This window comes from Micromonospora sp. CP22 (assembly GCF_009712475.1).
Classification (GTDB): Bacteria; Actinomycetota; Actinomycetes; order Mycobacteriales; family Micromonosporaceae; genus Micromonospora.
Window position 1 is genome coordinate 419,482 of record NZ_VCJO01000003.1, and the last position, 26,395, is coordinate 445,876.

Here is a 26,395-nt window from a genome sequence, read left to right on the forward strand (position 1 = left end):
CCGCCCGGGTCTTGCGTGGTGACGGCGACCGAGCCCGGTTGGGCGGCCGGTTCCCCTATCGGGTACCCTGGCCAGGTTGCCCGGGCTGCGCCTGGCGGCGACTTCATGAACGTTTCAATCCCAGGAGTATCCCGTGGCTAGCGTGTGTGACGTCTGTGGCAAGGGGCCGGGCTTCGGCCACAACGTGTCCCACTCGCACCGGCGGACCAACCGCCGCTGGAACCCGAACATCCAGTCGGTGCGCACCCCGGCCGGTGGCGGCACGACCAAGAAGCTGAAGGTCTGCACCTCCTGCATCAAGGCCGGCAAGGTCGCCCGCGCCTGACGCGGTAGCAGCAGGAATCACGACCGTCTCACCGGCGGGCCCAGCTGGGCCCGCCGGTGTTGTCGTGTCCGCAGCCGGTTCGGCCGCTCAGAGGGTGCGGCCGAACGACAGGCAGCCGGGCTCGTCGGCGTAGAAGCCGAAGTTGGGGATCCGCTCGTAGCCGGCCGCCTTGTACAGCGCGATCGCCTCCGGCTGCCGGTCGCCGCACTCCAGGATGAGCCGTCGGCGGCCGTGCTCACGAGCCGAGCGTTCGATGGCCGCCAACAGCGTCCGCGCCACCCCTCGTCCCCGGGCCTCCGGCGCGGTGTACATCCGCTTCAACTCGGCGTCGTCGCCGTGACTGCGCCAGCCGCCGCACCCCACCGGCTGCCCGTCGAGCCGGGCCACCAGGAAGGCCCCGGCCGGTGGTACGAACTCGCTCGCGTCGATCGGCGTCTCGTCGCCGCTGCCGCCGTACCGGGACGCTAGGTCGGCCAGGGTAGCGGTGATCAACCGCTGGGCCACCGGGGAGTCGAACGGCACCTCGTGGATTTCGATCTCGTGCACCCGTGCAGGGTACGACCCGGTCGACCAGGCACCGCCGGGTGGCCTGCGATCAGCGGAAATGGTCCCATCCGGGCGGGCCGTCGAACGGTCGGCCATCCACCGTCACACCGGAGCCCTCGGCGACCCGGCCGATCTGCCGCCACCCCGGCGGCAGGGCCGTCGCCGGGGGGAACGTCGCGGCCAACGCGTGGTCGTCGCCCCCGGCCAGCAGCCAGGCGTACGGGTCGACGCCGAGCGCCTGCGCGGCGTCACGCATCGGCGACGGCACCTCGAAGGCGTCCCGGGCGATGTCGACGGCCACACCGCTGGCCTTCGCCACGTGCCCGAGGTCGGCGAGCAACCCGTCCGAGACGTCGATCATGGCGGTGGCACCGAGCCGGGCGGCCTGCGGTCCGGCCGAGTACGGCACCTCCGGCCGCCGGTACGCCTCGACCAGCAGCCGGGGCGTACGGAAGCCACGGGAGAGCACGGTGAACCCGGCCGCCGCGTGCCCGGTGCGACCGGCCAGGGCGAGCAGGTCTCCGGGGCGGGCACCGGCCCGGGTCACCGGTGACCGACCGCCCAGGTCACCGAGTGCGGTGACCGCGATGGTCAGCGTGGGACTGGCGGACATGTCCCCGCCCACCACGCTGGCCCCGACACCGGCCGCCTCGGCGCCGATCCCGTCGGCGAGTGCCTCCATCCAGTCGGTGTCCACGTCCGCCGGTACGCAGAGCGCCACCAGCAGGGCAGTCGGTTCGGCACCCATGGCGGCCACGTCCGCGAGATTCGCCGCCGCGGCCCGCCGACCGATGTCGTGTGCACCGGACCAGTCCCGGCGGAAGTGCCGCCCCTCGACCAGCACGTCGGTGGTGGCGACCACCCGGGCGTCCGGCGCGGCGACCAGCGCGGCGTCGTCACCGGGTCCCAGCAGCACCGTTGCGCCGTACGACAGCCGGGCGGTCACCCGGTCGATCAGCCCGAACTCCCCGACACCCGCGACGCTCACGCCGACACCCCGCTGCGCCGCAGGCCGTGAAACGCCCCCGCGCTGAGCCTGATACTGCACTCGCTCACTGCTTCTCCTTGGCCACCGATAGGGATCTGCCCTGGTCCGTAAGGTACTTTCTCCCTTCGGGCCGCCTGGCGGCGGCGACGGGAGGGAGGTCGAGCGTGGTACAGGCGTACATCCTCATCCAGACAGAGGTCGGCAAAGCACGTGACGTGGCCGGGCACATCGCGGATCTCACCGGCGTGGTCCGGGTCGATGCGGTCACCGGGCCGTACGACGTGGTCGTGCTCACCGAGGCGAACACCGTCGACGAACTCGGCAAGCTCATCGTCAGCAACGTGCAGATGGTGCCCGGGATCACCCGCACCCTCACCTGTTCGGTGGTGCACCTGTAAGTGGACGAGCACGTGGGATCCTCTGTCGCCCAGGCCGACCGCCCGGAGACGCCGGCAGCCGACCGTACCAACCGCAGCGCGGCTCTGATCGCCACGGCGGTGGCGGTGCCGGTGGCCCTGCTGGTGGGAGCGCTGGCGCTGGGCAACCTCTCGCCGGACGAACCGGCCGCCGCGCCGCAACCGTCGGCGACCACGCCCGGTCCGGTCTCCACCGCGCCGGTCGAGATGGCCGCGCCGCAGCTTGCCGAACGTCCGGCCGTCGTCTGCCGCGCGCTGTTGTCGCAGCTGCCCGACTCGTACCGCGACCTGCCGCAACGGCCGGTCAGCGCCGGGCCGGAGCAGAACGCCGCGTACGGCGACCCGGCGATCACCATCGCCTGCGGCGGTGACGAGCCCACGTTGGAGCGCGACGACCACCTCTACCTGGTGAACTCGGTCTGCTGGTTCGCGGTGGAAGGGCCCGACGCCACGGAGCTGACCACCGTCGACCGGGAGACCCCGGTGACCCTGCGGGTGCCGCACTTCTACGGCGAGGCGTTGCAGTGGGCCTCCCCGGTCTCCGCCACCATCGTCGAGTCGGTCCCGTCGTCCGACTCGGCGCCGGCCGGCTGCACCTCCTGAGGCACCGGCACGGCACCACCCGGCGGCCCTCCTGCGGCACCGGCCACGCGCCGCCCGGGGCGAGGGTCAGTACTGCCCGGTCCCCCGGGTCAGCGCGGTACGGATGAGCCGATCGACCAGCTTCGGGTACTCCAGCCCGGCCGCCGCCCACATCCTCGGGAACATCGACGTCGGCGTGAAGCCGGGCATCGTGTTGATCTCGTTGAGGTACACGTCGAGGTCGGGCGTGACGAAGAAGTCGACGCGGGCCAGACCGGCACAGTCCAGCGCGGTGAAGGCGCGTACGGCGTAGTCGCGTACCTGCCGGGTGACCGACTCCGGCAGATCGGCCGGGATGTCGTACTCGCAGGCGTCCTCGGCGTCGATGTACTTGGCCTCGAAGTCGTAGAAGTCGTAGTCCCCGACCACCCGGACCTCGGCGAGAACCGACGCCTCCGGCGCGCCACCGGCCTCGCCCTCCAGCACGCCGCACTCGATTTCCCGACCGACGATGGCCCCCTCGACCAGCACCTTGCTGTCGATCTCCCGGGCGGTGGCGACGGCCGCGTCGAGATCCGCCCAGTCGTTGACCTTGGTGATGCCGAAGGAGGACCCGGCCCGGGAGGGCTTGACGAAGACCGGCAGGCCCAGACGTTGCCGGTCCGCCTCGCTCAACGTCATGCCGCTGCGCAGCACCGCGTACGGGCCGACCGGGATCCCCTCGGCGACGCAGAGCTTCTTGGTGAACTCCTTGTCCATCGCGGCGGCCGAGGCGAACACCTTCGCGCCGACGTACGGGATGCCGGCCATCTCCAGCATGCCCTGGATGGTGCCGTCCTCACCGTAGGCGCCGTGCAGCACCGGGAAGACCACGTCCACGTCGGCGAGCGCCCGGGGGCCCTCGGCCGGGTCGAGCACGAGCAGCCCGCCGCCGGTGGGGTCGGCCCGCAGCACGACGTCGGTGCCGGATTCCGCGGTGATCTCCGGCAGCCGTCGGGCGTTGATCGCCAACCGGCCCGGGTCGTCGCTGGTGAGCACCCACTGGCCGGCCCGGGTGATACCCACCGGCACCACCTCGAACTCGTCCGGGTCGAGCGCGCCGAGCACGCTGCCGGCACTGACGCACGAGATGCCGTGTTCCGGGCTGCGGCCGCCGAAGACGATCGCCACGCGGGTCTTGCCTGGGGTGGTCACTGCGGTCACCTTTCCGGGACGCACTGCTGGCGCTCTCCCGGATGACCTTACTGTGCGTGGCGGGTACGGGTAGCCGATACCCTGCGGCAACGCGCGTCAGCCGCAAACGGTCAATCGGTGCTATACGGAACGTAATCGCACAGCGTCGGCTGAGTCAGCCCGCCAGCTCCCGTTCGCCGTACGCGTGCCGTCGACCGATGGCGAGCACCTTGACCCGCTGCCGACCGGCCCGCACCATGCCCAGCGCCATGAAGGCCCCGGCGATCCGCTCGGCTGCCTCGCGGCTGCTCGCACCAACCACCTGACGGCGACGCTCGGGTGCCAGCCGCTCGTTACGACCCTCCACCTCGTACGGGCGGACGTCGGTCAGCACCACCAGAAACCGTGTCATCGCCGGCCGTCCCGGCGCTCGCCGAAAATCCGCTGACCAGTTCGCACGTCGATTCCCTTCCGGTGGCCGACCAACTGGCGCGGCACGCGGCGGTCAGGTACGGGGGAAAACCCGACCGCCGCGCGCCCCATCCCCTCCGGTCGCTCACCACCACCGTCGCCACGACAACCGGCGGTGAGGACGCGTTAACAGATTGACACCTCCACAGGCGTGAATGCAACTCTCACTGGCGTTCTCTCATGTACAGATTCCCAAATACATGCGACCATCTATGCATGGCTCCGAAGACAGCCCGCGCCCGTCGGCTGGGCATCGCCCTGCGCCACCATCGGGAGGCCGCCGGCCTCACCCTGGAGACCGCAGCCGACGAGATCAACAGCACCCGTAGCACCCTCTCCCGCTACGAGAACGCGCAGACCCTGGTCAGTCCGGCCACCGTGCGGGCCCTGCTCACCCTCTACGGTGTCTCGGCGGAAGAGGTCGCCGCCGCTGTCGAGCTCGCCAAGGACGCGCGCAAGCCGGGCTGGTGGGTGTCCTACTCGTACCTGCTCGACCGGCGCACCATCGACTTCATCGCGCTGGAGGCCGAGGCGGTCGCCATCGCCAACTTCGAGCCGTCGGTGGTGCCGGGGCTGTTGCAGACCGCCGACTACATCCGCGGCGTGATGCGCGGCGGGCCACACACCCTCAGCGACAGCGACGTCGAGGAACGGGTGCGCATGCGGCTGGACCGGCAGCAGCGCATCTTCGAGGATGAGCCGCCGATCTTCGACGCGATCCTCGACGAGGCCGCCCTGCTCCGCCCGGTCGGTGACCACTCCGCGCAGCAGGGCCAGCTGAGCCACCTGCTCAAGATGAGCGAGCTGCCGAACATCACGGTCCAGGTGATCCCGCTGGCCGCCGGCTACCACCGGGGCACCCGGGGCTCACTGCACATCCTCGAATTCGCCGACCCGGAGGACCCGATCATCGCCTCCGTGGAGACGGTGGCCGGGCAGATGATCCTCGACCGTCCCGGCGAGCTGCGTACCTGCACCAAGATCATGGAGCACCTGCGCACCGTCGCACTCAGCCCGACGGCCAGCCGCGAGGCAATCTTCCAACTCCTGAAGGGACGGTAATGCGATGACACCGACGACCAACGCGGTGGTGACCGTGACCGGGTGGCGCAAGAGCAGCCACAGCGGCGACGAGGGCGCCTGCGTCGAGGTGGCGGTCGCTCCCGGCACGGTCGCCGTACGCGACTCCAAGGACCCGCACGGCCCGCTGCTGATCTTCCCGCCGTCGGCGTGGACCACCTTCGCCCAGGCTCCACCGACCCGCTGAGCCCCCGGAGCAAACCGCACCCCCAGTGCCGCTGACCGGGCCGGTAAGGGCACCGCCGGCCCGGTCAGCCCCTCCGGCTACCGAAGGCTCAGTCGCCGGCCGACGGCGAAGGTGCCGTCCGGATCGCTTCCAGCGCGGCCAGCGCCACCCCCCGCGCGCCGGCCATGTCGCGGTCGGGCACCACCGCGAAAGTGGCCAGGGCGGCCTGCTCCGCACGGAGCCTGGTGTGTTCCCGCACGGCGGCCAGGAACCAGTCGCGGAACTCCGCGTCCGTCTCCACCACCCCACCGCCGACGAAGTACGCGTGCGGATCGGTGAAGTTCGCCGCGATGGTGAACAGAGCACCGAGCGCCCTCGCCTGCTGGGCGAAGATCTCCCGGGCGAGTTCGTCACCGCGCTCCCCGTAACCGCGTACCAGTTTCGCCGCCCGGCCCGGTTCCTCACCGGCCAACGGATGCCCCGGAAAGTTGGTCAGCCAGTACGGCAGCAGGTTGTGCTCGATCGCGGTGAGCGACACGACACTCTCGACGTCACCGGCGAAACCGCAGGCGCAGGTCGGCACCGGCTGCCCCGCCGCCAGCACGGTGGTCATCGGGATGTGCACGTGCCCCAGCTCACCGGCCATGCCCGCCGCCCCGGCGACGACCCGGCCGTTCTCGACCACGCCACCACCCAGCCCGGTACCGACGATCGCCGACACCGACGAGCGCCGCGCCGCGTCGGGCCCGAAGTGGACGTGGTGGGCGTAGAGCGCGGCCGCGTTGCCGTCGTTGTGGTAGACCACCCGCAAGCCCAACCGACGTTCGAGGGCGCCCCGCACGTCGTAGCCGCGCCAGGCCGGCTGGGAGAAGTTCGTGGACCCCTTCGACGAGATGACGCCGCTGGCGCTGGCCGGGCCGGGAGTGTCCAGACCCACGGCGGCGACCCGAGCGCGCGGCACCCCCGTGAGGGCCAGCACGCCGTCGAAGGCGTCCGCCATCGCCGCCACCGCCGCCTCGGGCCCGTCCTGCACCCGGCTCGGCGTCTCCACCAGGCGGTCGACCAGGAACCGCCCGTCAAGCGTGAGCACCGTGGCGTTGTTGGCCGTGCCACCGTTGTCGATCCCGACGACCACCGTTGCGCTGTCCACCCGAGTTCCGCCTCCCGCCGCCCCAACCTGACGTGAGGCTAGTTCTCGTACGGTCGACCCGCCACGTCGACCGGGCACCGGCCCACCATGGCGGCCGCGCCCGACGCGTCGTCACAGACCACCGACGGCACCAGTCCGGCCTCGGTCAACACCACCCGGAACTGCTCCACCTGACCTCGGCCCACCTCCACCACCAGATGCCCACCGGGTGCGAGCCAGGTCGGCGCGGCAGCGGCCAGTCGGCGCAGCACCGCCAAACCGTCCGGCCCACCGTCGAGCGCCACCGGGGACTCGTACCGGCGTGCCTCCGGCGGTAGCAGGGCCATCGCCGCCGTCGGCACGTACGGGGCGTTCGCCACGACCAGGTCGAGCCGACCCTGCCAGGCAGCCGACAGCGGCTCGAAGAGGTCACCGGCGAGCACCGGTACGCCCAGGGCGGCCAGGTTGCGGCGGGCACAGGCCACCGCCACCGGGTCCGTGTCGACCGCGGCGACCAGCCGGGGCGCGGTGAGCCGCCGCGCCAACACGCGGCTGATCGCACCCGAGCCGCAGCACAGTTCCACCACGGTCGCCCCCGGCCCGGTCACCCGGACGGCGGCGGTGACCAACAGGGCGGTACGCGCCCGGGGCACGAAGACACCCGGGTCGACGTCGATCCGCTCGCCGCAGAACGCCGCCCAGCCCAGCAGGTACTCCAGGGGCTCACCGGCGACCCGCCGATCGACCAGTTCCGCCAGCCGCTGCGGGCCGCCGCCCGCCGCCACGAGCAGGCGGGCCTCCTCCTCGGCCCACACGCAGCCGGCCCGCCGCAGCCGGGTGACCACGACGTCGTACCCGACCGGGGAGACCGGCGATCCCATCAGGCGGCGGCGTCCAGCGCGGCCGTGACATCGGCGACCAGGTCGGCGGTGTCTTCCACCCCGCAGGAGAGTCGGACGAACCCTGGCGCGGTGTCGTCGCCCCACTGCGCCCGCCGGTCGGCGGTGGTGTGCAGGCCGCCGAAGGAGGTCGCCGCGGCGACCAGCCGGGCCGCGTCGAGGAAGCGGGCGACCCGCTCGGCGCTGCCGAGATCGAAGGAGAGCACGCCCGGAATCCGCCGCAGCTGTCGCGCCGCCACCGGATACGACGGATCGTCCGGCAGGCCCGGCCAGCGCAGCCCGGTGACGTCGGCGCGCCCGGCCAGCAGCCGGGCCAGCGCCTCGGCGTTCGCCGTCTGCCGGGCCAGGCGCAGGTCTAGGGTGGCCAACGACCGGTGGGCCAGCCAGGCGTCGAAGGCGCCGGGAACCGCACCCGTGGCGGTACGCCAGGCGGTCAGCGTCGACAACAGGTCCGGCGACCGGGTGGCGAGGTAGCCGAGCAGCAGATCGGAGTGCCCGGTCAGTGCCTTGGTACCGGAGGCCACGACCACGTCCGCCCCGAGGTCGAGCGGACGCTGCCCGAGCGGGGTGGCGGTGGTGTTGTCCACGGCCAGCAGGGCTCCGGCGGCGTGCACCCGCTCGGCCAGCGCCGGCAGGTCGACGACGTCGAGTCCCGGGTTCGCGGGCGTCTCCACCAACACCAGCCGTACCCCGTCGAACGGTGGGTACGGCCCGGCGGTCGGCGCGAACAGCACCCGTACGTCGTTGCCGGCGAGCGTGTCGGTGGCGAACGCACGCACCGGGAAGTACCCGTCGGCGGGCAGCACCACCGTGTTCCCCGCCCGCAGCACCGCCAGCAGCAGCCCGGTTATCGCCGCCTGTCCGCTGGCGAAGACCCGGCAGTCGCCGCCCTCAAGCTCGCCGATCGCGGCCTCCAGCAGCCGACGGGTCGGGTTGTCCGGGCGTCCGTACCCGTTCGGGGACGCCTCCGGCCCCTGCCACGGGTCGAGGTGGTACGGCGCGGCGAGCACCGGCCCGGGCAGGAACGGCGCGCCGGGGGTGGGCTCGGGCAGACCGGCGTGTACGCACCGGGTGCCGTCCCCGTGCCCCGGGAACGCCTGCTCGTGCTGCTCCGGGGAGAGCCATCGGTACTCGTCCGCCATGCTCACTCCGGCTTCGTGGTGCGGCTCATCAGGGCCTGGACCGCCAACCGGGGATCCACCCCCTCGTGGCAGACCAGCTCGACCTGCTCGGTAATCGGCATCTCCACTCCGTGCGCGCGGGCCAGATCCCGGATCGCCAGCGCGCTCTTCACCCCCTCGGCGGTCTGCCGGGTGGCCACCCGTGCCTCTTCGAGGGTCGCGCCCCGGCCGAGGTGCTCGCCGAAGGTGCGGTTACGGGCCGACGGCGACGAGCAGGAGGCCACCAGATCACCCATCCCGGCCAGGCCCGCGAAGGTGAGCGGATCCGCGCCGAGGGCGACCCCGAGCCGGGCGGTCTCGGCCAGCCCTCGGGTGACCAGCATGGCCCGGGTGTTGTGTCCGAAGCCCATCGCCGTGGCGATGCCGTACGCCAGGGCGATCACGTTCTTCACCGCCCCGCCCAGCTCACAACCGATCACGTCGTCGTTGGTGTACGGGCGGAAGTACGGCGTGGTGATCGACCGCTGCACCAGCGTCGCCCGGTCGGAATCGGTACAGGCGACGACGGTGGCCGCGGGTTGCTCCGCGGCGATCTCCGGTGCCAGGTTGGGGCCGGAGACCACCACCACCCGGTCCGCCGCGACCTTGGCGGTCTCGACGATCACCTCGCTCATCCGCTTGGTGGTGCCGAGTTCGATGCCCTTCATCAACGACACCAGGGTCGCCTCGGGATGCAGGTGCTCGACCCACTCGGCGAGGTTGCCGCGCAGGGTCTGCGACGGCACCGCCAGCACCACCATCTCGGCACCCGTGATCGCTTCGACGGGGTCGCCGGTTCCGGTGATCCGCTCCGGCAACACCACCCCGGGCAGGTACTCCGGATTACGTCGCTCGACGCGGATCACGTCGGCGATCGACTGTCGTCGCGCCCAGAGCGTCACGTCCCGGCCCGCGTCGGCGAGGATCTTCGCGAACGCCGTACCCCACGACCCGGCCCCCAGCACCGCCACATGCCCGTTCACGCCGCCGCCTCCCTGCGGTCGGCGTCGTCGTGAGGCCCCACCGCACCGCACCGATGATTCACTCGCTGACGCTCGCTCATACCGTCTTCTCCGGGCGTTGGCGGTCGGTCTGCGAGCGGGTGGGACGCTGCCACAGCGGCGGTGGTGTCCCGCCCCGGATCTCGGCGAGCGTGTCCCGCAGCCGCAGCATGATCACGTCGGTCATCTCCTCCAGCACCTGCCGGGTCGGGGTGGCACCGGCCCAGCGGCTCAGGTCGATCGGCGGCCCGGCCACCACGGTCACCGGGATCCTGGGCCGCAGGTTGATCCGGGTGGTGCGCGGATCGAAGATCCGCTCCGGCCCCCACATCGCCACCGGCACCACCGGGGCACCCGTGGCCAACGCCAGCCGGGCGGCCCCGGTCTTACCCTTCATCGGCCACAGGTCCGGTTCGCGGCTGATGGTCCCCTCCGGGTAGATGATCACAGCTCCACCCTCGTTGAGCGCCGCGACCAGGGCGTCCAGCGACTTCACCGCGTCGACCGTGCCCCGCTCGACCGGAATCTGCCGACACCAGTGCAGGATCCGGCCGAGCACCGGCACCTTGAACACGCTCGCCTTGCCGAGGAACTGTGGCCACCGCCCGGCGTCGTAGACGAAGTGGGCGCAGACCAGCGGATCGGCGTGCGAGATGTGGTTCGGCACGATGATCACCGGACCGTCCTGCCTCAGGTGCTCCATGCCTCGCCAGGTACGCCGTGTCCAAACGGTCAGTACCGGCTTCACCAGCACCACGGCGACCCACTGCCAGAATCCCAGCTTCCGACGCCCCACCGTGCCTCCTCGTGCCCGCCCCGACCCACCCACCGGAGGAAACCGGTGAGGTTCGCAGCCGAAATCATGCCTGCTCGCCCCCGGTACGGGCCAGTGAGGGTACCGCCGCCCGGCTGGCAGGATGGCAGGCGTGACGCAGTCCTGGACGGTGGTGGTGCCGGTCAAGCGCCTGGCAGCCGCGAAGAGCCGGCTGCGTGGCGGGCTGCCGGGCGTACCCCATCAGGACCTCGCCCTGGCCCTGGCCACCGACACCCTGGCGGCGGTGCGGGCCTGCCCGGCGGTGGCCGAGGTGCTGGTGGTCACCGACGACGTCCGGGTCGCCGACATGGCCCGTTCCGGGGGTGCCAGGGTGCTGCCGGACGTCGCGGACGCCGGGCTCAACGCCGCCTTCCGGCACGGCGCGGCCGGTGTCGCCGGGTGGGTGGCCGGGCTCACCGCCGACCTGCCCGCCCTGCGACCGGCCGAGTTGGCGGCGGCGCTGCACAAGACGACGACCGGGCAGCCGGGGCTACGCCGGTTCGTGGCCGACGCCCCGGGCACCGGCACCGTGCTGCTGGCGGCACCGCCGGGCGTGCCACTGGACCCACGCTTCGGGCCGGGTTCGGCCGCCGCGCACTCGGCGAGCGGCGCGCACCCGCTCACCGGCGACTGGCCCAGCCTGCGGCGCGACGTGGACACCGCCGACGACCTGGCCGCCGCGGCGCGGCTCGGGCTCGGGCCGCGCACCACGGCGCTGGTCGCCGGTCGCCTCAGCGAATCCTCGTCCACCTGACCTCGTGGAGCGGGACCGGCCGAGCGCGGTACGGTGCTGGCATGCAGGGCACGGTGGCGACCTTCGACGCGGCTACCCGCAGCGGGCTGCTGCTGCTGGACGACGGCACCGAACTACCCTTCCCGGCCCCGGCGTTCGACGCCTCCGGGCTACGCCTGCTCCGCCTCGGCCAGCGGGTACGCGTGGAAACCGACGCCTCCGGCACCGTCGTACGCGTCACGCTGCCGACGATGTCCTGACTACCCACTCCAAGTTCGTTCGGCGTTAACTCTGTTCGGGTGATTATGAACTGGTGAGCACCCCTCGCGAACGTTCCACCAGCCCGGCCGCCGACACCGTCGGCGGCAGCGACGCGGCGGCCGACTCCGCGGGCCTGGAGGAGGTGCTGGACCCGGTCTCCGGGGCGGGCCTGCCTCCGCCCACCGACGAACCGGAATCCGTCCCGCCGCTGCCCGCGGACCGCTTCCTCAACCGGGAGCTGTCCTGGCTCGACTTCAACGCCCGGGTGCTCGCCCTGGCCGAGGACCATCGCACCCCACTGCTGGAGCGGGCCAAGTTCCTGGCCATCTTCGCCAGCAACCTGGACGAGTTCTACATGGTGCGGGTGGCCGGGCTGAAGCGCCGGCTCTCTGCCGGCCTACCCGTCCGGGGTGGCGACGGGCTGCCGCTGCGGACCCAGCTGGCGCTGATCGCGGAACGGGCCGCCGCCCTGGTGACCCGACAGGCCACCTGTTACGTCGACGACCTGCTGCCGAAGCTCGCCGCCGAGGACATCCAGGTGTTGTGCTGGTCCGACCTCGACGACGCCGAGCGGGAACGGCTGCGCACCTACTTCCGGGAGAAGATCTTCCCGGTGCTCACCCCGCTGGCGGTCGACCCGGCCCACCCGTTCCCGTACATCTCGGGTCGATCGCTCAACCTGGCCGTCGCGGTACGCGACCCGGACGGCGGGCCGGAGCTGTTCGCCCGGGTGAAGGTCCCCAACAACGTGCCCCGCTTCGTCCGGGTCGACCGGGACGGGCCCGGGGTCCGGATGCTGCCGGTGGAGGACCTCATCTCGGTGCACCTCGGTCAGCTCTTCTCCGGCATGCAGGTGGTCGAGTGCCACCTGTTCCGGGTCACCCGCAACGCCGAGGTGGAGGTCGACGAGGACCGGGACGAGGACCTGCTCCAAGCGCTGGAACGGGAACTGGCCCGCCGCCGTTTCGGCCCGCCGGTGCGGCTGGAGGTGGCCGACTCGATCTCCGACCACATGCTGGAGTTGCTCGTCCGGGAACTGGACATGGACGCCCAGGACGTGTTGCGGGTCCGTGGCCTGCTGGATCTCTCCGCGCTGTGGCAGCTGTACGGCGAGGCCGACCGGCCGGATCTGAAGGATCCGCCGTTCGTCCCGGCCACCCACCCCCGGCTCGTCGAGGGCGAGGTGCCGCGCAGCGTCTTCGCCACCCTGCGCGACGGCGACGTGCTGGTACACCACCCGTACCACTCCTTCGCCACCAGCGTGCAACGGTTCATCGAGCAGGCCGCCGCAGACCCGAACGTGCTGGCCATCAAGCAGACGCTCTACCGCACCAGTGGCGACTCACCGATCGTGGACGCGCTGGTCGACGCCGCCGCCGCCGGCAAACAGGTGGTGGTGCTGGTCGAGTTGAAGGCCCGCTTCGACGAGGTGGCCAACATCGGCTGGGCCCGCACCCTGGAACGGGCCGGCTGCCACGTCGTCTACGGCCTGGTCGGTCTCAAGACCCACTGCAAGACGGCCCTGGTGGTACGGCAGGAGGGCAACCAGATCCGCCGCTACTGCCACATCGGCACCGGCAACTACCACCCGAAGACCGCACGGCTCTACGAGGACTTCGGCATGCTCACCGCCGATCCCGAGATCGGTGCCGACCTGACCGACCTGTTCAACGTGCTCACCGGCTACAGCCGGCAGACCGCGTACCGGCGGCTGCTGGTGGCGCCGCAGGGCATCCGTCGTGGCCTGATCGAACGGATCGGGCGAGAGGTCGCCCAGGTCCGGCTGGGCATGCCGGGACTCGTCCAGTTCAAGGTGAACGCGCTGGTCGACGAGGAGATCACCGACGCGCTGTACCGGGCCTCGCAGGCCGGCGTACACGTCGACCTGATCATCCGGGGCATGTGCACGTTGCGGCCGGGGGTACCCGGGCTGTCGGAGAACATCCGGGTGCGTTCGATCCTCGGCCGCTTCCTGGAACACTCCCGGATCTTCCGGTTCGGCAACAACGGCGACGGCGAGTTCTGGATCGGCTCCGCCGACCTGATGCACCGCAACCTGGATCGCCGGGTGGAGGCGCTGGTCCAGGTGACCGACCCGGTGGCCCGAGCCGAGCTGGACCATGTCCTCAGCAGCGCGATGAGCCCGGAGGTGGACGCGTTCGAGTTGGCCGGCGACGGCAGCTGGACCCGCCACCCGGGCCGACCGGGGCACGCCCCGAGTCACCTGCAACACCTGCTGCTGCGTCATGTCGGCAGCACGGCCGGTTGAGCTCGGCGGTAATAGGCTGAGCGGGTGGTCGAGGAGAAACGGGCGTTCACGGTGCGGGTCGCGGGGTGGTCACCCGACCTGTCCCCCGCCGTGCCGGTCTCGCGTGTCCGGCGAGGTCGCTCCCGGTGGCCGGGGTGACCGAGATCCGGGCCGCCGGCGGCGTGGTGTGGCGACCGGCGGACACCGACGACGTCGAGGTGTGTCTGGTGCACCGGCCCCGGTACGGCGACTGGACGCTGCCGAAGGGCAAGCTGGAGCCGGGCGAGCACCCGCTGCTCGCCGCCGTTCGGGAGGTGGCCGAGGAGACTGACGCGCAGGCCGCGCCGCAACTGCGGCTGCCGTCGGTGCGGTACCGCAGCGAAGGCCGGTTCAAGGTGGTCGACTACTGGACGATGCGGGCGGTGGGCACCGGCGGATTCCAGCCCGACACGGAGGTCGACGAGGTCCGGTGGTTGCCCGTCGACGAGGCGATGACCCTGGTCAGCTACCCGCACGACGTGGAGGTGCTCGCCGCGTTCGCGGCGCTGCCGCCGGTCACCACGACCCTGATGCTGGTCCGGCACGGCCACGCCGGTAACCGGCTGGGCTGGCCCGGCCCGGACACCGGCCGACCACTGGACGCCCGTGGCTGGTCCGAGGCACACGCGCTGGCACCGCTGATCGGGCTGATCCGCCCGGCCCGGTTGCTCTCCGCGTCGCCACGCCGGTGCGTGCAGACCCTCGACCCGGCTGCCGCGTTGCTGGACCTGCCGATCGAGGTCTGCGGCGACCTGGACGAGCCGAGCGCCGGCCAGCAGCCCGACGAACGCGTGCTGGCCGCCGCCGCGCGCATGGCCGAGCTGGCCGCCGCAGGCGAAGCGTCGGCGTTGTGCAGCCAGGGCGCGGTGATTCCCGGTGCTTTGGAACGGTTGGCGGGGCGGTGCGGTGACTACGCCACCGGCAAGGGCGGCGGCTGGCTGCTCGCCTTCACCGGTGGCCACCTCGTCGCCGCCGACCGCCTCTGACCCGATCAGCTTGCGGGCAGGGTGAGGGTGACGGCGACCGGCAGGTGGTCGCTGGCGGTGCCCGGCACCGCGACCGCGTCGGAGGCGACCAGGTCGGCCGAGACGAAGACGTGGTCGATCTGCTCACGCGGGTCGTCCGCCGGGCTGGTCGGCAGCGGGCGGGCCGAGGCCAGCGCGTCGACCAACCCGGCACCGGCGAACGCGGTGAACGCCGGATCGCCCGGCTCGGTGTTGAGGTCACCGGCGACCACCAGCGGTGCGCCGTCGGCGTACTCGGTGGCGAAGTCCGCGACGGCGCGGGCCTGCACCACCGGGTCCGTGCCGGGCGGCGGTTGCAGATGGGTGCTCACCACGGCCAGGCGTACGCCGTCACTGAAGTCGACGGTGACGCCGAGCGCCTGCGCTCCGGTGGGCGCACCCACCGCCGGTAGGGCACGGGTACGTGCCCGCTGCACCGGCCAGCGGCTGAGCACCGCGTCCCCCCACAGCGGGTCGGCGGCGGGCGCGAAAACGTACGGCATCCCCAGCCGGGCGGCGAGCAGTTCCAGGGTGTCGTGGCCGCCGTTGAGCAGCCAGCCCCGGTCGACCTCGCTGAGCACCACCACGTCGGCTCGGCCGATCGCCCGGTGCAGTGCCCTGGGATCGAAGCGGCCGTCGAGGCCGAAGCCCATCCGGATGTTGTACGCCACCAACCGGACCTGCTCCGGCGGCCCGTCCCGATTGGTCGCCGTGAGCCACGGTCCGTGCAGCACGGCGGCGGCGAAGGCGACGAGGGCGGCCAGCGCCGCGTACCACCGCACGGAACGCGTGGACGGCAGCTGCGGCGACCGCTCGGCGGCGGGGTTGACCCGCATCGCGACCACCACGATCAGGGCGGCCACCACGGCCGGCAGCCACTGGTTGGGGTAACCGAGGTCGTAGGCGGCGTAGTACAGCACCGAGGCGACGGCGAAGACGAGCATGCCGCCCACGACCGCGTACGCCGCCCCGCTGCGGGCGACCGGCGACGCCGCACCGACCAGGCCGAGGCAACCACCCAGCCCTGCGGCGCTGAGCAGCACGGCGAGGGTGAGCAGCGTCGGTGGGCCGAATCCGTTCAGCAGGACCCCGACCAGCAGCAGTACCGGCGGCACCGTCCGCCACCGGTGCCGCGGCGCGGTCAGCGCGCCGAACAGGAACAGTGGTGCGGCGACACCCAGCGGTGCCAGCGCGAACAGCGGCGGCCCGGCGGTGCCGGCCTCGCCGTACCAGTACGACATCGCGACGCCCGCGACCGCCGGTGACAGCGCGAGCATCCCGCCGAGCAGCAGCGTCGGTCCGACCAGCAACCAGGCCGGTCCGACCGACGGGGTGTCGCCGTCACGGGTGCGACCGAAGGTGACCTCGGCGGCCAGCAACGCCGCCACGAGCGCCACGCTGGCCACCCACGCCGGCCACCACTGCCACCACACCAGGTCGTACGTGCCGAGCAGCGCGTGCCCCAGCGCGCTCGCGGTCAGCCCCAACGCCAACCCGGGAACCGGATGCGCGACCCGGACGGCGGTGGCGGCCAGCCAGATCAGACCGGCGAGCAGACCGGCGCTGGCCAGCCAGAGTTGGGCCCGGCCGCCCGGCGCGGCGGTGAGGGTGAGCCGGGAGACACCGAGGAGCAGCACCGCGGTGGCACCGACGACGTCGGCACCGACCCGCGCCACGAGGAACGGGGCGGCGAACGCCACCACGAACCAGCCGAGCGCGAACGCGCCGAGCAACTCGGCCGGGGTGGACGCGGCCTGCCCGAAGATGGTGATGACCGACGGCAGGAAGACCCGCAGCACGTCGGTCAGGACGACGATTCCCAGGGCCAGGGCGACGGTGCCGAGACGACGCTGACGCAACAGGTTCTCTTTCCGCCGAGGGGTGGTGCGGCGATTCTGCTGGCCCTGCCCGGTGCCGGTCAACGGTTCCGCGACGGGGTTACCCGTCGGGTGGGCACATGGCGAGGGCGCCCGCCGACTGGCGGACGCCCTCGTCGTACGACCGGCTCAGCGCCGGGTCGTCGCCTTCCTGGCCGGCGCCTTCTTCGCCGGGGCCTTCTTGGCGGTCGCGGTCTTGCGGGCCGCTGTCGCCTTGCTCGCCGTGGTGGTCTTCTTCGCCGCGGTGGTCTTCTTCGTCGCGGCCTTCTTCGCCGGAGCGGCCTTGGCAGTCGTCTTGGTCGCCTTGGTCGCGGTGGTCTTCCTGGCCGGCGCGGTCTTGCTCGCCGTGGTCTTCTTGGCTGCGGTGCTTCTCGCCGCGGTCGTCTTCTTCGCCGTGGTCGCCTTGGCACCGGTGGTCTTGGCGGTGGCCCCGACGGTCTTCTTCGCCGCAGCGGTGGCCTTCGGCACCTTGCCGCTGGCCACCATCTCCTTGAACCCGGCGCCGGGGCGGAACGTCGGCACGGAGGTCTTCTTGACCTTCACTGCCTCCCCCGTACGCGGGTTCCGGGCTGTTCGTGCGCCGCGCACCCGCTTCTCGAACGCTCCGAAACCGGTGATCGCCACTTTCTCGCCCTTGGTGACCGCCGCCTGGACCTCAGCGAGGACCGCGTCGAGCGCGGCCGTCGCCGTTTTCCGGTCCCCCAGGCGAACGGCGAGCGCCTCGATGAGCTCGGCCTTGTTCACGACTTCCTCCTGATTGTGCAACTGACTCGACGCGAGCCATTCTGCGCGCACGGTATGCCCTGTGCTGGCGGGACACAAACATTCGGTGGAAAAAAGCCCTTGTGTCGTAACGGATTCGCCCCCGCCGGTGGCACCGGCGGGGGCGAAAACGGCTCTGGATCGGGCGGTCGGGCTACGCGACCCGGGGCAGGAAGGCCGGTCGGCGGGCCTCGTAGGCGCTGATCCGGTCCTCGTGTCGGAGGGTGAGTCCAATGTCGTCCAAGCCCTCCATCAGCCGCCATCGGCTGAAGTCGTCGAGCGGGAACGACCAGTTTGCGGTGCCGATCCGTACCTCGCGGGCGGTCAGGTCGACGACCACCTCGGTGGTCGGTTCCGCCTCGACCAGACGCCAGATCTCTTCGACGGCTTTCAATTCCAGCTCGACCGGGAGCAACCCTTCCTTGAGTGCGTTCCCACGGAAGATGTCACCGAAGCGCGGCGAGATCACCACTCGGAAGCCGTAGTCGCGCAACGCCCAGACGGCGTGCTCCCGCGACGATCCGGTGCCGAACTCGGGACCGGCGACCAAAATCGACGCCCCCGAATAGGCTTGATCATTGAGTACGAATGCCGGGTCCTCACGCCACGCGCTGAACAGTCCGTCGGCGAATCCGGTACGAGTCACCCGCTTGAGGTACACGGCGGGAATGATCTGATCGGTGTCCACGTCGGACCGACGCAGCGGCAGGGCGGTGCCGGTGTGCACGGTGAACTTGTCCATCTGTCGCAAGCCCTTCTACAGGTCGGCGGGAGCGGCCAGCCGGCCGACGACGGCGGTGGCGGCGGCCACCGGCGGGCTGACCAGGTGGGTACGCCCGCCCCGGCCCTGGCGGCCCTCGAAGTTCCGGTTGGAGGTCGAGGCGGCGCGCTGCCCCGGGGAGAGCGTGTCCGGGTTCATGCCGAGACACATGGAGCAACCGGCGAAGCGCCATTCGGCCCCGGCGTCGGTGAAGACCTTGTCCAGCCCCTCCGCCTCGGCGGCCTCGCGCACCGCAGCCGAGCCGGGCACCACCAGCATGCGTACCCCGTCGGCCACCCGGTGGCCGCGCAGCACGTCGGCCGCGGCACGGAGATCCTCCAGCCGTCCGTTGGTGCACGAACCGACGAAGACCACGTCGACGGCGAGGTCGCGCAGCGCGGTACCGGGGGTCAGGTCCATGTAGGCCAGGGCCCGGCGGGCGGCGGCCCGCTCCGGCTCGGTGGCGAACTCCTCCGGGTCCGGCACGGTCGCGGCCAGCGGCGCGCCCTGCCCGGGGTTGGTGCCCCAGGTCACGAACGGGGTGACCTGGGCGGCGTCCAGCGTCACCTCGGCGTCGAAGGTCGCGCCCTCGTCGGTGGGCAGCGTCCGCCAGTACTCCAGCGCCGCATCCCAGTCGGCGCCGCTGGGGGCGTTGGGCCGCCCCTTCAGGTACGCGAAGGTGGTCTCGTCCGGCGCGATCATGCCGGCCTTGGCACCCCACTCGATGGACATGTTGGCGATCGTCATCCGTCCCTCCATGGACAGCGCTCGGATCGCCTCACCCCGGTACTCGACGATGTGCCCGCGCCCGCCACCGGTGCCGACCTTGGCGATCAGGGCGAGCACCAGGTCCTTGGCGGTGACGCCGGGGCCCAGGCGGCCGTTGACGGTGACCGCCATCGTCTTCGGCCGGGCCTGCGGCAGCGTCTGGGTGGCCAGCACGTGCTCGACCTCACTGGTGCCGATGCCGAACGCCAGGGCACCGAAGGCCCCGTGCGTGGCCGTGTGCGAGTCGCCGCAGACGATCGTCATGCCGGGCTGGGTGAGCCCGAGCTGCGGGCCGATGACGTGCACGATCCCCTGGTTCTCGTCGCCCAGCGGGTGCAGCTTCACCCCGAACTCGGCGCAGTTGCGGCGCAGCGTCTCGATCTGCGTACGCGAGGTCGGGTCTGCGATGGTGAGCAGGTCGCCACGGCGCTGCTGGAAGCTGGGATCCGCGTACCCGGTCGGGGTGTTGTGATCCTCGGTCGCGAGCGTGAGGTCGGTACGCCGCACCCGGCGGCCCGCCATGCGCAGGCCGTCGAACGCCTGCGGGCTGGTCACCTCGTGCAGCAGGTGCAGGTCGATGAAGAGCAGATCGGGCTCACCATCGGCGGACCGGACGACGTGTGCGTCCCAGACCTTCTCGGCCAGGGTCCTCGGCTCAGGAGTGACTCCCACCATCTGGACATCCTAAATTCTGGGAGGTAAATTTCGGCTTGTGGGACACAGTATGAGCGGTGTCGGCGTTCTCGACAAGGCGGTGGTCATCCTGGCCGCCTGTGTCGACGGCGCCAGCCTGGCCGAACTCGTTGAACGCACCAAGCTGCCCCGGGCCACCGCGCACCGGCTGGCGCAGGCACTGGAGATTCACCGGATGCTGGTCCGGGACACCCAGGGCCGCTGGCGTCCGGGCCCGCGCCTGGGTGAGCTGGCGAACGCGGCGCCGGACGTGCTGCTGACTGCGGCCGAGCCACTGTTGGCCGCGTTGCGGGACGCGACGGGCGAAAGCGCGCAGCTCTACCTTCGTCGGGCCGACGAGCGGATCTGCGTGGCCGCCGCCGAGCGGGCCAGCGGGCTGCGCGACACGGTGCCGGTCGGCTCGGTGCTGCCGATGACCGCCGGATCGGCGGCGCAGATCCTGCTCGCCTGGGAGCCGCCGGAGGCGGTGATGCCGCTGCTGCCCCGGTCCAAGTTCACCGGCCGCACCCTGGCCGAGGTGCGACGTCGCGGCTGGGCGCAGAGTGTCGCCGAACGCGAGGCGGGTGTGGCCAGCGTCTCAGCGCCGATCCGCGACCGTACCGGCCGGGTCATCGCCGCCATCAGCATCTCGGGCCCGATCGAGCGTCTCGGTCGCCGCCCCGGCGAACGTCACGCCATGGCGGTGGTCCGAGCCGGCCAACGCCTCTCCGGCCTCTGACCCACCCACCCCACCGAGTTGATCAAGAAGTTTTGGTCAGATATCCGTACGGGCGGTGACCAAAACTTCTTGATCAACTCGTGTGTGGTAGCCCCGACCGGATTCGAACCGGCGCTACCGCCTTGAGAGGGCGGCGTCCTGGGCCGCTAGACGACGGGGCCAGGTACTTTCCTGATTCACCGACCCCTGCGGGCGGTGCGGCAGTAGTCTAGCGGCGCGTTGGGGACAGCCCCCACAGGGGTGGGCCGACCCGACGCGCGGACCATCGGGGTGGCGAAACCGCTCGCGCTTCCCCAGGACAGCGGAACGGGCAGCGGAACGGGCGCACAGCAAAACGGCCCGCTCCGCCTCAGCGGAACGAGCCGTCAACAACCTGTAGCCCCGACCGGATTCGAACCGGCGCTACCGCCTTGAGAGGGCGGCGTCCTGGGCCGCTAGACGACGGGGCCAGAACACATCGCGACACCACCTCTGCGGTGGCGTCGCCGAACTCTACCAGACCTCATGGCCGAGCCCCTTGCGGTGCGTCGGCGCTGAACTCCACCAGAATCCAGCGGCCTCGATTCACGTGGAATCGCGGCTGCGCTGGGGTACCAGGACTCGAACCTAGACTAACTGAACCAGAATCAGTCGGGCTGCCAATTACCCCATACCCCATTGGCCCCTTGCGGCGCCGGGAACAAACTCTACCCTCCCGGCACCGACAGGCCAAATCGACTTCCCCATAACGTGCCTGAGCTGCCCAAACGGCGTTCAGGCCGCCGACACGACCGGGTTCGTCAGCTCGCCGATCCCCTCGATCCGGACGCTCACCGTATCCCCGTCCGTGAGCGGACTAACCCCTGCTGGCGTGCCGGTCAGCACGACGTCACCGGGCAGCAGCGTCATCACGTGTGAGACGTACGACACGAGTGCCGGGGCGTCGAAGACCATGTCCCCGGTCCGGCCGAGCTGCCGCACCTCCATCTCCTCCGGATCACGACCGACCTCACAGCGGATCTCCAGATCGGTGACGTCCAACCCGGTGGTGATCCACGGGCCGATCGGGCAGAACGAGTCGAACCCCTTGGCCCGGGTCCACTGGCTGTCCGAACGCTGGAGATCCCGGGCGGTCACATCGTTGGCACAGGTGTAGCCGAAGATGGCCCGCTCCGCCGCGGCACGGTCCGCCCGGCGGGCGCCGGGCGCGCCGATCACCACCGCCAGTTCGGCCTCGTGCTCGACCTGCTTGCTGAACTCCGGCAGCCGGATCGCGTCCCGGGGGCCGATGACCGAGGTCGACGGCTTCAGGAACAACAGCGGTTCCTTCGGCACCTCCGCGCCGTGCTCGGCGGCGTGTTCGGCGTAGTTACGCCCGACACAGACCACCTTGCTGGGCAGGATCGGCGAGAGCAGCCGGACATCGGACAGCGCCCAGCGGACCCCGCTGAACGTGATCTGGCCGAACGGGTGACCGGAGATCTCCGCGATGGTGAGCCCCTGCGGGCCCGCCTCCGGCTCCCCTTCGACGACACCGAACGACATTCCCTTGGCATGAGCGAAACGAGCGATACGCACCAGGCCAATGTAGTGCGAACAGCGGCGATCGCCGCAGCTTACCCGCCTCGCCGCCGGTCGGAGCCGGATTCGCCGCTTCGTACCCGCACGGCGTGCGCCCGCCCCTAGCGTCGGCTGCGGAGGTTCGTTCGTATGCCTGCATCGACACGACACCACAAGGCCCTCGCGGCGATCGTGCACTGCGTCGGGCTGCTGACCGCCCTGCCGGTGCTGCCGGCGGACACCGCTGCCGACTCGTCGGCGGCTCGGCAGCTCCAGCCGGCGGCGGCCACCACGTCCGACCCCAACCTGCCGTCGGCGCCACCGGCGGTCCCGACGCCGACCCGGGTGGTCAAGCCGGCCGCCAGGCCGAAGGTGAGCGTACGGGTCGCACCGGAGCAGAGCCCCGACCCCAGGTACCGCATCGAGGTCCGCAACACCGGCTCCACCTCGGTCGAGACCACGGTCCGCCAGGAGTTGCCGCAGGGGGTCTCGGCGAGCACGGTCAGCGACGGCGGCCGGGTGGTGAGCCCCGACGGGTCGCGGTCGACCGAGGTGACCTGGCGACTGAGGCTGCCGCCGGGCGGCACCACCACGCTGGGTACCACGCTCACCACCGCCTCGCAGCAGCCGGTGACCGCACCGGCGTGCGCCTTCGCCAGCGACGGTCGTCAGCCGTACGACTGCGCGAGCGCCACCTGGACAGCGCCGGGGGACTCGGCCCTCAACGCGCAGGAGCCCACCGGCTGGCGTCGTCAGGCACCCGCGCTCCTGGCCGCCGGGACCGCGCTACTGGTGCTGGGTCTGGTGGCGCTGATCACCTGGCGGCGGCGTCGACGGCCGGTGGCCGCGGCGCTGGCCTCGGACGGCCCGGGGACGATCTATCCCCGCCCGGCCACCCCGCGACCGCCGACCCGGCGACGTAAGCCGCCGGTGTGGTTGGTGGTGCCGGTGGCCGCGACCGTGCTGGCCGGCACGGTGGGCGCCGCCGCCTGGTCGGCCACCCGACGGGTCACCGCGATCGACACGGACAGCCAGCCGACCACCGGAGCGTGGAAGGGCACCGGGGTCCAGGGCGTGCTGGGGATGCCGCTGCGCGAGGACGCGTTCGAGTTCACCGTCTACCAGATGAGCTGCGAGCCGGGCCGGGGCGCACGGCAGTGCCAGGCGACCGTCGGGGTCCGCAACCTCACCCGGGAACACCAGAGCTGGCACGGCAAGCTGCAACGGGCGTACCTGGCCAACGGGAACTGGGTCACCACCGACGAGTCGGCCACCCGACGGGCGAACCAGGGACGCGACGTGTTCGCCGACCCGGTCGCCGCCGGCAGCCGCCTGGTGCTGCCGTTGGTCTTCACCATCAACGGGCGGGAGGTGCCGCAGCGGCTGGAGTTGCGCAGCGGGGTCTTCTCGGCCGGCGTACGGGTCGACGTGCCCTGACCGGCGCTCGGACGGCGGTCGTACCCTTGGGCCGTGACCGCCGTCCCCGCCTCCGCCACACCTGCCGTCGTCGCTGGTGACGGTGGGCCGAGCCGGGTCGAGCGGGCCCCCGTGACCAGCCTTCCCGCAGCCACCTGGCGGTCCCTGTCGGCCGACCACGAACGGCGGGCCGACTCGCTGACCGCGGGGCACCGGGCCCGCCGGGCCACCGGGGAACGACACGCCATCGACGACTTCCTGTACGACTACTACGGCACCCGCCCGTCGACCCTGCGCCGGTGGCATCCGGGCATCGGGGTCCGGCTGGAAGCCGGCCCGGACGGCCCGGCACCGCACCACCGGTGGCGGTGGTACACCACGGACGCCGACAAAGCGGTACGCCTCGACGTCGCGGCGTTCCTGTCCGACCGGGGTGACTCGGTGCGGTACATCCACCGGCTGCTGACCGCCATCGCGTCCCGACCCGCCTTCACCGGCTGTTTCGGCCTGCACGAGTGGGCGATGGTCTACCGCCAGCGGGAGCACCGCCATCCGTTGCCCCTGCGGCTCGGCCAGCAGGGCACCGACGCGGTGGTCTCGTCGCACCAGATCCGGTGCACGCACTTCGACGCGTACCGGTTCTTCACCCCGGACGCGGTCGACCTCAACCTGCACCGTCCGACCCGGGCCAGCCAGGTGGACCTCGACCAGCCGGGCTGCCTGCACGCCTCCATGGACTGCCACAAGTGGGCCACCAAGCTGGGCCCCGCCGTGCCCGGTGCCCTGGCGCTCGACTGCTTCGAGCTGGCCGGTGACATCCGGCTGCTGGACATGCGCGCGTCGCCGTACGACTTCTCGTCGTACGGCGAATCGGCGGTGGCCATCGAGACGCCGGAGGGCAAGGCCGAGTACGTGGCCCAGCAACGCGAGTTCGCCCAGCGGGCCGGTCGGTTGCGGGCCCAGCTGATCGAGATCTGCTCGGCGCTGTTGGCGCAGGCCGAACCGGAGGCGCGCGCCGAGGAGTGACGGCTACTCGCCGTCCACCCGACGGTCGCGCTTGCGCTGCCCGCGACGCTTCTTCTCGGCCAGCCGACGCTCTTTGGCGGCCCGCGACGGGCGGGTCGGTCGGCGTGGCGGTGGTGGCGGTGCGACCGCCTCGCGCAGCACCGACACCAGCCGCTCCCGGGCCGCTTCCCGGTTGGCCAACTGCGCCCGGTGCTCACTGGCCGCGATCGTGAGTACGCCGTCGACCAGCCGCCCGGAGAGCCGCTCCAGGGCCCGGGTGCGCAGCGGCTCGGGGATGCTCGGTGAATTGGCCAGGTCGATGCTCAGCTCGACCCGCGAGTCGGCGGTGTTGACCCCCTGCCCACCCGGCCCGGACGACCGGGAGAACCGCTCCCGCAGTTCGGCGGGGGGAACCACCCACCGGTCGGTCACCCGCAGCCCGTCATCCACGCCCTGAGGCTAGCGCGAGCCGCGCGGCCCGTCCGCGCCAATGTCGCGTGCGCGCCCGTCCCGCCCGGCGATCGGCGGGTCAGCGGGGCCGCTCGTCGGCGCTGCTGCTCGGCGTCGGCTGCGGCGCCGGCTCGTCACTGCCACCGGCGGCGGCGTACGCGACCGCGCCGATCAGGAGCAGGGCGAGGATCCCGACCTTCGTGGTGACCACCTTGATCAGCATCCAGGCGGCCCGGCGCGCTCCGGGCACGGTCTTCTTAGCCGTCTGGTAGTCGTTCCAGCCCCGCCGGGCGCGTGCGTACGACGACCCGACGCCACTTCCGATGATGAGGCCCACCAGCAGGAGGACCGTGATGAGAGGACGCTCCACCCACGCCAGTATCCATACCGAGCGTCATATTTCCATTCCCCGATCATCGAACGCTGGAATCCGACAGTTGCCTCAATCACTGCGTAATCGGACAGTGACTGAGAGTGGTCAGCCGCCCTTCCCGATGATCGTGTCGGCCGTCTGCTGCACCTGCTCGATCGGAATGGCGAAACCGATCCCGATCGAGCCGTTGCCGTCGATGGTGGCGATCGCGGTGTTCACCCCGACCACCTCGCCCCGCGCGTTGACCAGGGGCCCGCCCGAGTTCCCCGGGTTGATCGACGCGTCGGTCTGCACCGCCCGGTGCCGGTTGTCACCGAGGCGCACCTGGCGGTCCAGCGCGCTGATGATGCCGGCGGTCACCGTGCCCGGCAGCCCCAGTGGCGAGCCGACCGCCAGCACCGGTTCACCGACCCGGCTGGCGCCAGGTTGGGCCAGCGGCAGCGAGGTCAGGCCCGCCGACGACGGCACCTTGAGCACCGCGAGATCGCTCGCCGGTTCCCGACCCACCACCTGCGCCGCGTACCGCCGACCGTCGGGCAGTTCGACGGTCACCGGACCGCCCCGGCCCTTGGCGATGATGTGGTCGTTGGTGATGATGTGCTGCTCGGCGTCGATGGCGAAGCCGGAACCACTCGCCGAGCCCCCCGCACGGCCACCCACCAGCACCGACACCACACCGGGCACGGTCTTCTCGGCGGCCGTCACCAACTCGGCCGGCACCGGGGCCGCGGATGCGGCGGCCGGACCCGGCACACCGTCCTGCCCGGCCGCCCAACTCCCGGCCGCCGCACCCGACCCAGCGGAGATCGCCACCATCGCCAGCCCGGCCAGCAGTCGGCGTCGCCAACCGTCCAACGGCCCCTCCCGCGCCTGCGACGCCGCGTCCGATCCGCCCCGCCCGTCCGGGTCGAGATCGGGCGAGACGAACCAGGGCCCACGCGGCTCGCCCAGTCCGGTCTGCACTGCCATACGTACGCTCCTCACGTGCGCGGCCGGGTG

Annotated in this window: 28 protein-coding genes, 3 tRNA genes and 1 pseudogene; 12 read left to right on the forward strand and 20 right to left on the reverse strand. The window is 71.9% G+C overall.

From position 1 onward, the window contains the following. Positions 1-133: 133 nt before the first annotated feature. Entirely contained in the window at positions 134-325 is a 192-nt protein-coding gene (gene rpmB / locus FF096_RS07855; protein WP_093401721.1) for a 50S ribosomal protein L28, read from the forward strand. A gap of 87 nt (positions 326-412) precedes the next feature. Here the strand turns inward: rpmB and FF096_RS07860 are convergent, their stop codons facing one another. Then, positions 413-871, reverse strand: coding sequence for a GNAT family N-acetyltransferase (locus FF096_RS07860; protein ID WP_309222874.1), 459 nt, complete (start codon positions 869-871; stop codon positions 413-415). Between the two features lie 49 nt (positions 872-920). Beyond that, positions 921-1,859 (reverse strand): thiamine-phosphate kinase, encoded by a 939-nt coding sequence (locus FF096_RS07865; protein ID WP_309222875.1) that lies wholly within the window; start codon positions 1,857-1,859, stop codon positions 921-923. Positions 1,860-2,023: 164 nt separating this feature from the next. Between FF096_RS07865 and FF096_RS07870 the strand changes: the two genes are divergently transcribed. Together FF096_RS07870 and FF096_RS07875 are read left to right on the forward strand one after the other, a co-directional pair. Continuing rightward, positions 2,024-2,257: an Lrp/AsnC ligand binding domain-containing protein gene (locus FF096_RS07870; RefSeq protein WP_309222876.1), complete on the forward strand. Its 234-nt coding sequence runs from the start codon at positions 2,024-2,026 to the stop codon at positions 2,255-2,257. Positions 2,258-2,269: 12 nt separating this feature from the next. Beyond that, complete coding sequence (locus tag FF096_RS07875) at positions 2,270-2,878, forward strand: DUF3515 family protein (protein WP_309222877.1); 609 nt, start codon at positions 2,270-2,272, stop codon at positions 2,876-2,878. Between the two features lie 66 nt (positions 2,879-2,944). Here the strand turns inward: FF096_RS07875 and FF096_RS07880 are convergent, their stop codons facing one another. Beyond that, complete coding sequence (locus FF096_RS07880; RefSeq protein ID WP_309222878.1) at positions 2,945-4,051, reverse strand: D-alanine--D-alanine ligase family protein; 1,107 nt, start codon at positions 4,049-4,051, stop codon at positions 2,945-2,947. A 154-nt stretch (positions 4,052-4,205) separates the two neighbouring features. Beyond that, positions 4,206-4,442, reverse strand: a complete 237-nt coding sequence (locus tag FF096_RS07885) for a hypothetical protein (RefSeq protein ID WP_155215785.1) — start codon at positions 4,440-4,442, stop codon at positions 4,206-4,208. Between the two features lie 275 nt (positions 4,443-4,717). Between FF096_RS07885 and FF096_RS07890 the strand changes: the two genes are divergently transcribed. Together FF096_RS07890 and FF096_RS07895 are read left to right on the forward strand one after the other, a co-directional pair. Next, complete coding sequence (locus FF096_RS07890; RefSeq protein WP_155215787.1) at positions 4,718-5,563, forward strand: helix-turn-helix transcriptional regulator; 846 nt, start codon at positions 4,718-4,720, stop codon at positions 5,561-5,563. Between the two features lie 4 nt (positions 5,564-5,567). Next, positions 5,568-5,768, forward strand: a complete 201-nt coding sequence (locus FF096_RS07895) for a DUF397 domain-containing protein (protein ID WP_155215789.1) — start codon at positions 5,568-5,570, stop codon at positions 5,766-5,768. A gap of 88 nt (positions 5,769-5,856) precedes the next feature. On the opposite strand, the gene FF096_RS07900 is transcribed toward FF096_RS07895, so the two are convergent. The 5 genes from FF096_RS07900 to FF096_RS07920 all read right to left on the reverse strand — a co-directional run bounded on the left by FF096_RS07900 (position 5,857) and on the right by FF096_RS07920 (position 10,732). Next, positions 5,857-6,897, reverse strand: a complete 1,041-nt coding sequence (locus FF096_RS07900; protein ID WP_309222879.1) for an ROK family protein — start codon at positions 6,895-6,897, stop codon at positions 5,857-5,859. A gap of 38 nt (positions 6,898-6,935) precedes the next feature. Further along, positions 6,936-7,757 carry a putative protein N(5)-glutamine methyltransferase gene (locus FF096_RS07905; RefSeq protein WP_155215791.1) on the reverse strand — a complete coding sequence of 274 codons (822 nt, stop codon included), beginning with the start codon at positions 7,755-7,757 and terminating at the stop codon, positions 6,936-6,938. Then, entirely contained in the window at positions 7,757-8,917 is a 1,161-nt protein-coding gene (locus tag FF096_RS07910; protein ID WP_155215793.1) for a cystathionine gamma-lyase, read from the reverse strand. The genes FF096_RS07905 and FF096_RS07910 overlap by 1 nt, the downstream gene beginning before the upstream one ends. A gap of 2 nt (positions 8,918-8,919) precedes the next feature. Beyond that, on the reverse strand, positions 8,920-9,918 hold the full coding sequence (locus tag FF096_RS07915) for an NAD(P)H-dependent glycerol-3-phosphate dehydrogenase (RefSeq protein WP_309222880.1): 999 nt from the start codon (positions 9,916-9,918) through the stop codon (positions 8,920-8,922). Between the two features lie 76 nt (positions 9,919-9,994). Beyond that, positions 9,995-10,732 carry a lysophospholipid acyltransferase family protein gene (locus FF096_RS07920; RefSeq protein ID WP_309222881.1) on the reverse strand — a complete coding sequence of 246 codons (738 nt, stop codon included), beginning with the start codon at positions 10,730-10,732 and terminating at the stop codon, positions 9,995-9,997. 130 nt (positions 10,733-10,862) lie between these two features. On the opposite strand from FF096_RS07920, the gene cofC reads away from it, so the two are divergent. The 4 genes and pseudogenes from cofC to FF096_RS07940 all read left to right on the forward strand — a co-directional run bounded on the left by cofC (position 10,863) and on the right by FF096_RS07940 (position 15,017). Then, positions 10,863-11,504 (forward strand): 2-phospho-L-lactate guanylyltransferase, encoded by a 642-nt coding sequence (gene cofC / locus FF096_RS07925; protein ID WP_309222882.1) that lies wholly within the window; start codon positions 10,863-10,865, stop codon positions 11,502-11,504. Positions 11,505-11,545: 41 nt separating this feature from the next. Beyond that, on the forward strand, positions 11,546-11,743 hold the full coding sequence (locus tag FF096_RS07930) for a cold-shock protein (protein ID WP_155215796.1): 198 nt from the start codon (positions 11,546-11,548) through the stop codon (positions 11,741-11,743). 104 nt (positions 11,744-11,847) lie between these two features. Then, positions 11,848-14,013: pseudogene (locus tag FF096_RS07935) on the forward strand (RNA degradosome polyphosphate kinase); the annotation flags it as partial. A gap of 125 nt (positions 14,014-14,138) precedes the next feature. Beyond that, on the forward strand, positions 14,139-15,017 hold the full coding sequence (locus FF096_RS07940) for an NUDIX hydrolase (RefSeq protein WP_309222884.1): 879 nt from the start codon (positions 14,139-14,141) through the stop codon (positions 15,015-15,017). Between the two features lie 5 nt (positions 15,018-15,022). Here the strand turns inward: FF096_RS07940 and FF096_RS07945 are convergent, their stop codons facing one another. The 4 genes from FF096_RS07945 to leuC form a co-directional block, all read right to left on the reverse strand. Then, the gene (locus tag FF096_RS07945; RefSeq protein WP_155215800.1) at positions 15,023-16,894 is read right to left on the reverse strand and encodes an endonuclease/exonuclease/phosphatase family protein; all 1,872 of its coding nucleotides are present in this window, start codon (positions 16,892-16,894) and stop codon (positions 15,023-15,025) included. A gap of 147 nt (positions 16,895-17,041) precedes the next feature. Further along, positions 17,042-17,656, reverse strand: a complete 615-nt coding sequence (locus FF096_RS07950) for an HU family DNA-binding protein (RefSeq protein ID WP_309222928.1) — start codon at positions 17,654-17,656, stop codon at positions 17,042-17,044. A 172-nt stretch (positions 17,657-17,828) separates the two neighbouring features. Then, positions 17,829-18,416: a 3-isopropylmalate dehydratase small subunit gene (gene leuD, locus FF096_RS07955; RefSeq protein ID WP_155215802.1), complete on the reverse strand. Its 588-nt coding sequence runs from the start codon at positions 18,414-18,416 to the stop codon at positions 17,829-17,831. Between the two features lie 15 nt (positions 18,417-18,431). Continuing rightward, positions 18,432-19,877: a 3-isopropylmalate dehydratase large subunit gene (gene leuC / locus FF096_RS07960; RefSeq protein WP_155215804.1), complete on the reverse strand. Its 1,446-nt coding sequence runs from the start codon at positions 19,875-19,877 to the stop codon at positions 18,432-18,434. Positions 19,878-19,926: 49 nt separating this feature from the next. Between leuC and FF096_RS07965 the strand changes: the two genes are divergently transcribed. Next, complete coding sequence (locus FF096_RS07965; protein ID WP_013284529.1) at positions 19,927-20,613, forward strand: IclR family transcriptional regulator; 687 nt, start codon at positions 19,927-19,929, stop codon at positions 20,611-20,613. A gap of 85 nt (positions 20,614-20,698) precedes the next feature. Here FF096_RS07965 and FF096_RS07970 read toward each other — a convergent pair. The 4 genes from FF096_RS07970 to FF096_RS07985 all read right to left on the reverse strand — a co-directional run bounded on the left by FF096_RS07970 (position 20,699) and on the right by FF096_RS07985 (position 22,170). Further along, positions 20,699-20,774, reverse strand: a tRNA-Glu gene (locus FF096_RS07970). A 215-nt stretch (positions 20,775-20,989) separates the two neighbouring features. Then, a tRNA-Glu gene (locus FF096_RS07975) sits at positions 20,990-21,062 on the reverse strand. Between the two features lie 136 nt (positions 21,063-21,198). Further along, positions 21,199-21,270, reverse strand: a tRNA-Gln gene (locus FF096_RS07980). A 96-nt stretch (positions 21,271-21,366) separates the two neighbouring features. Then, positions 21,367-22,170, reverse strand: coding sequence for a fumarylacetoacetate hydrolase family protein (locus FF096_RS07985; protein WP_099847201.1), 804 nt, complete (start codon positions 22,168-22,170; stop codon positions 21,367-21,369). Positions 22,171-22,302: 132 nt separating this feature from the next. Between FF096_RS07985 and FF096_RS07990 the strand changes: the two genes are divergently transcribed. Both FF096_RS07990 and FF096_RS07995 read left to right on the forward strand, forming a co-directional pair. Then, complete coding sequence (locus FF096_RS07990; protein WP_155215806.1) at positions 22,303-23,589, forward strand: hypothetical protein; 1,287 nt, start codon at positions 22,303-22,305, stop codon at positions 23,587-23,589. 111 nt (positions 23,590-23,700) lie between these two features. After that, positions 23,701-24,594: a 3-methyladenine DNA glycosylase gene (locus FF096_RS07995; protein ID WP_309222929.1), complete on the forward strand. Its 894-nt coding sequence runs from the start codon at positions 23,701-23,703 to the stop codon at positions 24,592-24,594. 3 nt (positions 24,595-24,597) lie between these two features. Here FF096_RS07995 and arfB read toward each other — a convergent pair whose 3' ends face one another. The 3 genes from arfB to FF096_RS08010 all read right to left on the reverse strand — a co-directional run bounded on the left by arfB (position 24,598) and on the right by FF096_RS08010 (position 26,365). After that, positions 24,598-25,023, reverse strand: a complete 426-nt coding sequence (gene arfB, locus FF096_RS08000) for an alternative ribosome rescue aminoacyl-tRNA hydrolase ArfB (protein WP_309222885.1) — start codon at positions 25,021-25,023, stop codon at positions 24,598-24,600. Between the two features lie 79 nt (positions 25,024-25,102). Further along, on the reverse strand, positions 25,103-25,393 hold the full coding sequence (locus tag FF096_RS08005) for a hypothetical protein (RefSeq protein ID WP_309222886.1): 291 nt from the start codon (positions 25,391-25,393) through the stop codon (positions 25,103-25,105). Positions 25,394-25,501: 108 nt separating this feature from the next. After that, on the reverse strand, positions 25,502-26,365 hold the full coding sequence (locus tag FF096_RS08010; RefSeq protein WP_155215810.1) for a S1C family serine protease: 864 nt from the start codon (positions 26,363-26,365) through the stop codon (positions 25,502-25,504). Positions 26,366-26,395: the final 30 nt, after the last annotated feature.

Excerpts from the sequence above, each read along its gene's own strand:
- FF096_RS07885 (WP_155215785.1), bottom strand. The coding sequence starts at position 4,442 with ATGACACGGTTTCTGGTGGTGCTGACCGACGTCCGCCCGTACGAGGTG.
- FF096_RS07890 (WP_155215787.1), top strand. The coding sequence starts at position 4,718 with ATGGCTCCGAAGACAGCCCGCGCCCGTCGGCTGGGCATCGCCCTGCGC.
- FF096_RS07895 (WP_155215789.1), top strand. The coding sequence starts at position 5,568 with ATGACACCGACGACCAACGCGGTGGTGACCGTGACCGGGTGGCGCAAG.
- FF096_RS07905 (WP_155215791.1), bottom strand. The coding sequence starts at position 7,757 with ATGGGATCGCCGGTCTCCCCGGTCGGGTACGACGTCGTGGTCACCCGG.
- FF096_RS07910 (WP_155215793.1), bottom strand. The coding sequence starts at position 8,917 with ATGGCGGACGAGTACCGATGGCTCTCCCCGGAGCAGCACGAGCAGGCG.
- FF096_RS07930 (WP_155215796.1), top strand. The coding sequence starts at position 11,546 with ATGCAGGGCACGGTGGCGACCTTCGACGCGGCTACCCGCAGCGGGCTG.
- leuD (WP_155215802.1), bottom strand. The coding sequence starts at position 18,416 with ATGGACAAGTTCACCGTGCACACCGGCACCGCCCTGCCGCTGCGTCGG.
- leuC (WP_155215804.1), bottom strand. The coding sequence starts at position 19,877 with ATGGTGGGAGTCACTCCTGAGCCGAGGACCCTGGCCGAGAAGGTCTGG.
- FF096_RS07965 (WP_013284529.1), top strand. The coding sequence starts at position 19,927 with ATGAGCGGTGTCGGCGTTCTCGACAAGGCGGTGGTCATCCTGGCCGCC.
- FF096_RS07990 (WP_155215806.1), top strand. The coding sequence starts at position 22,303 with ATGCCTGCATCGACACGACACCACAAGGCCCTCGCGGCGATCGTGCAC.
- FF096_RS08010 (WP_155215810.1), bottom strand. The coding sequence starts at position 26,365 with ATGGCAGTGCAGACCGGACTGGGCGAGCCGCGTGGGCCCTGGTTCGTC.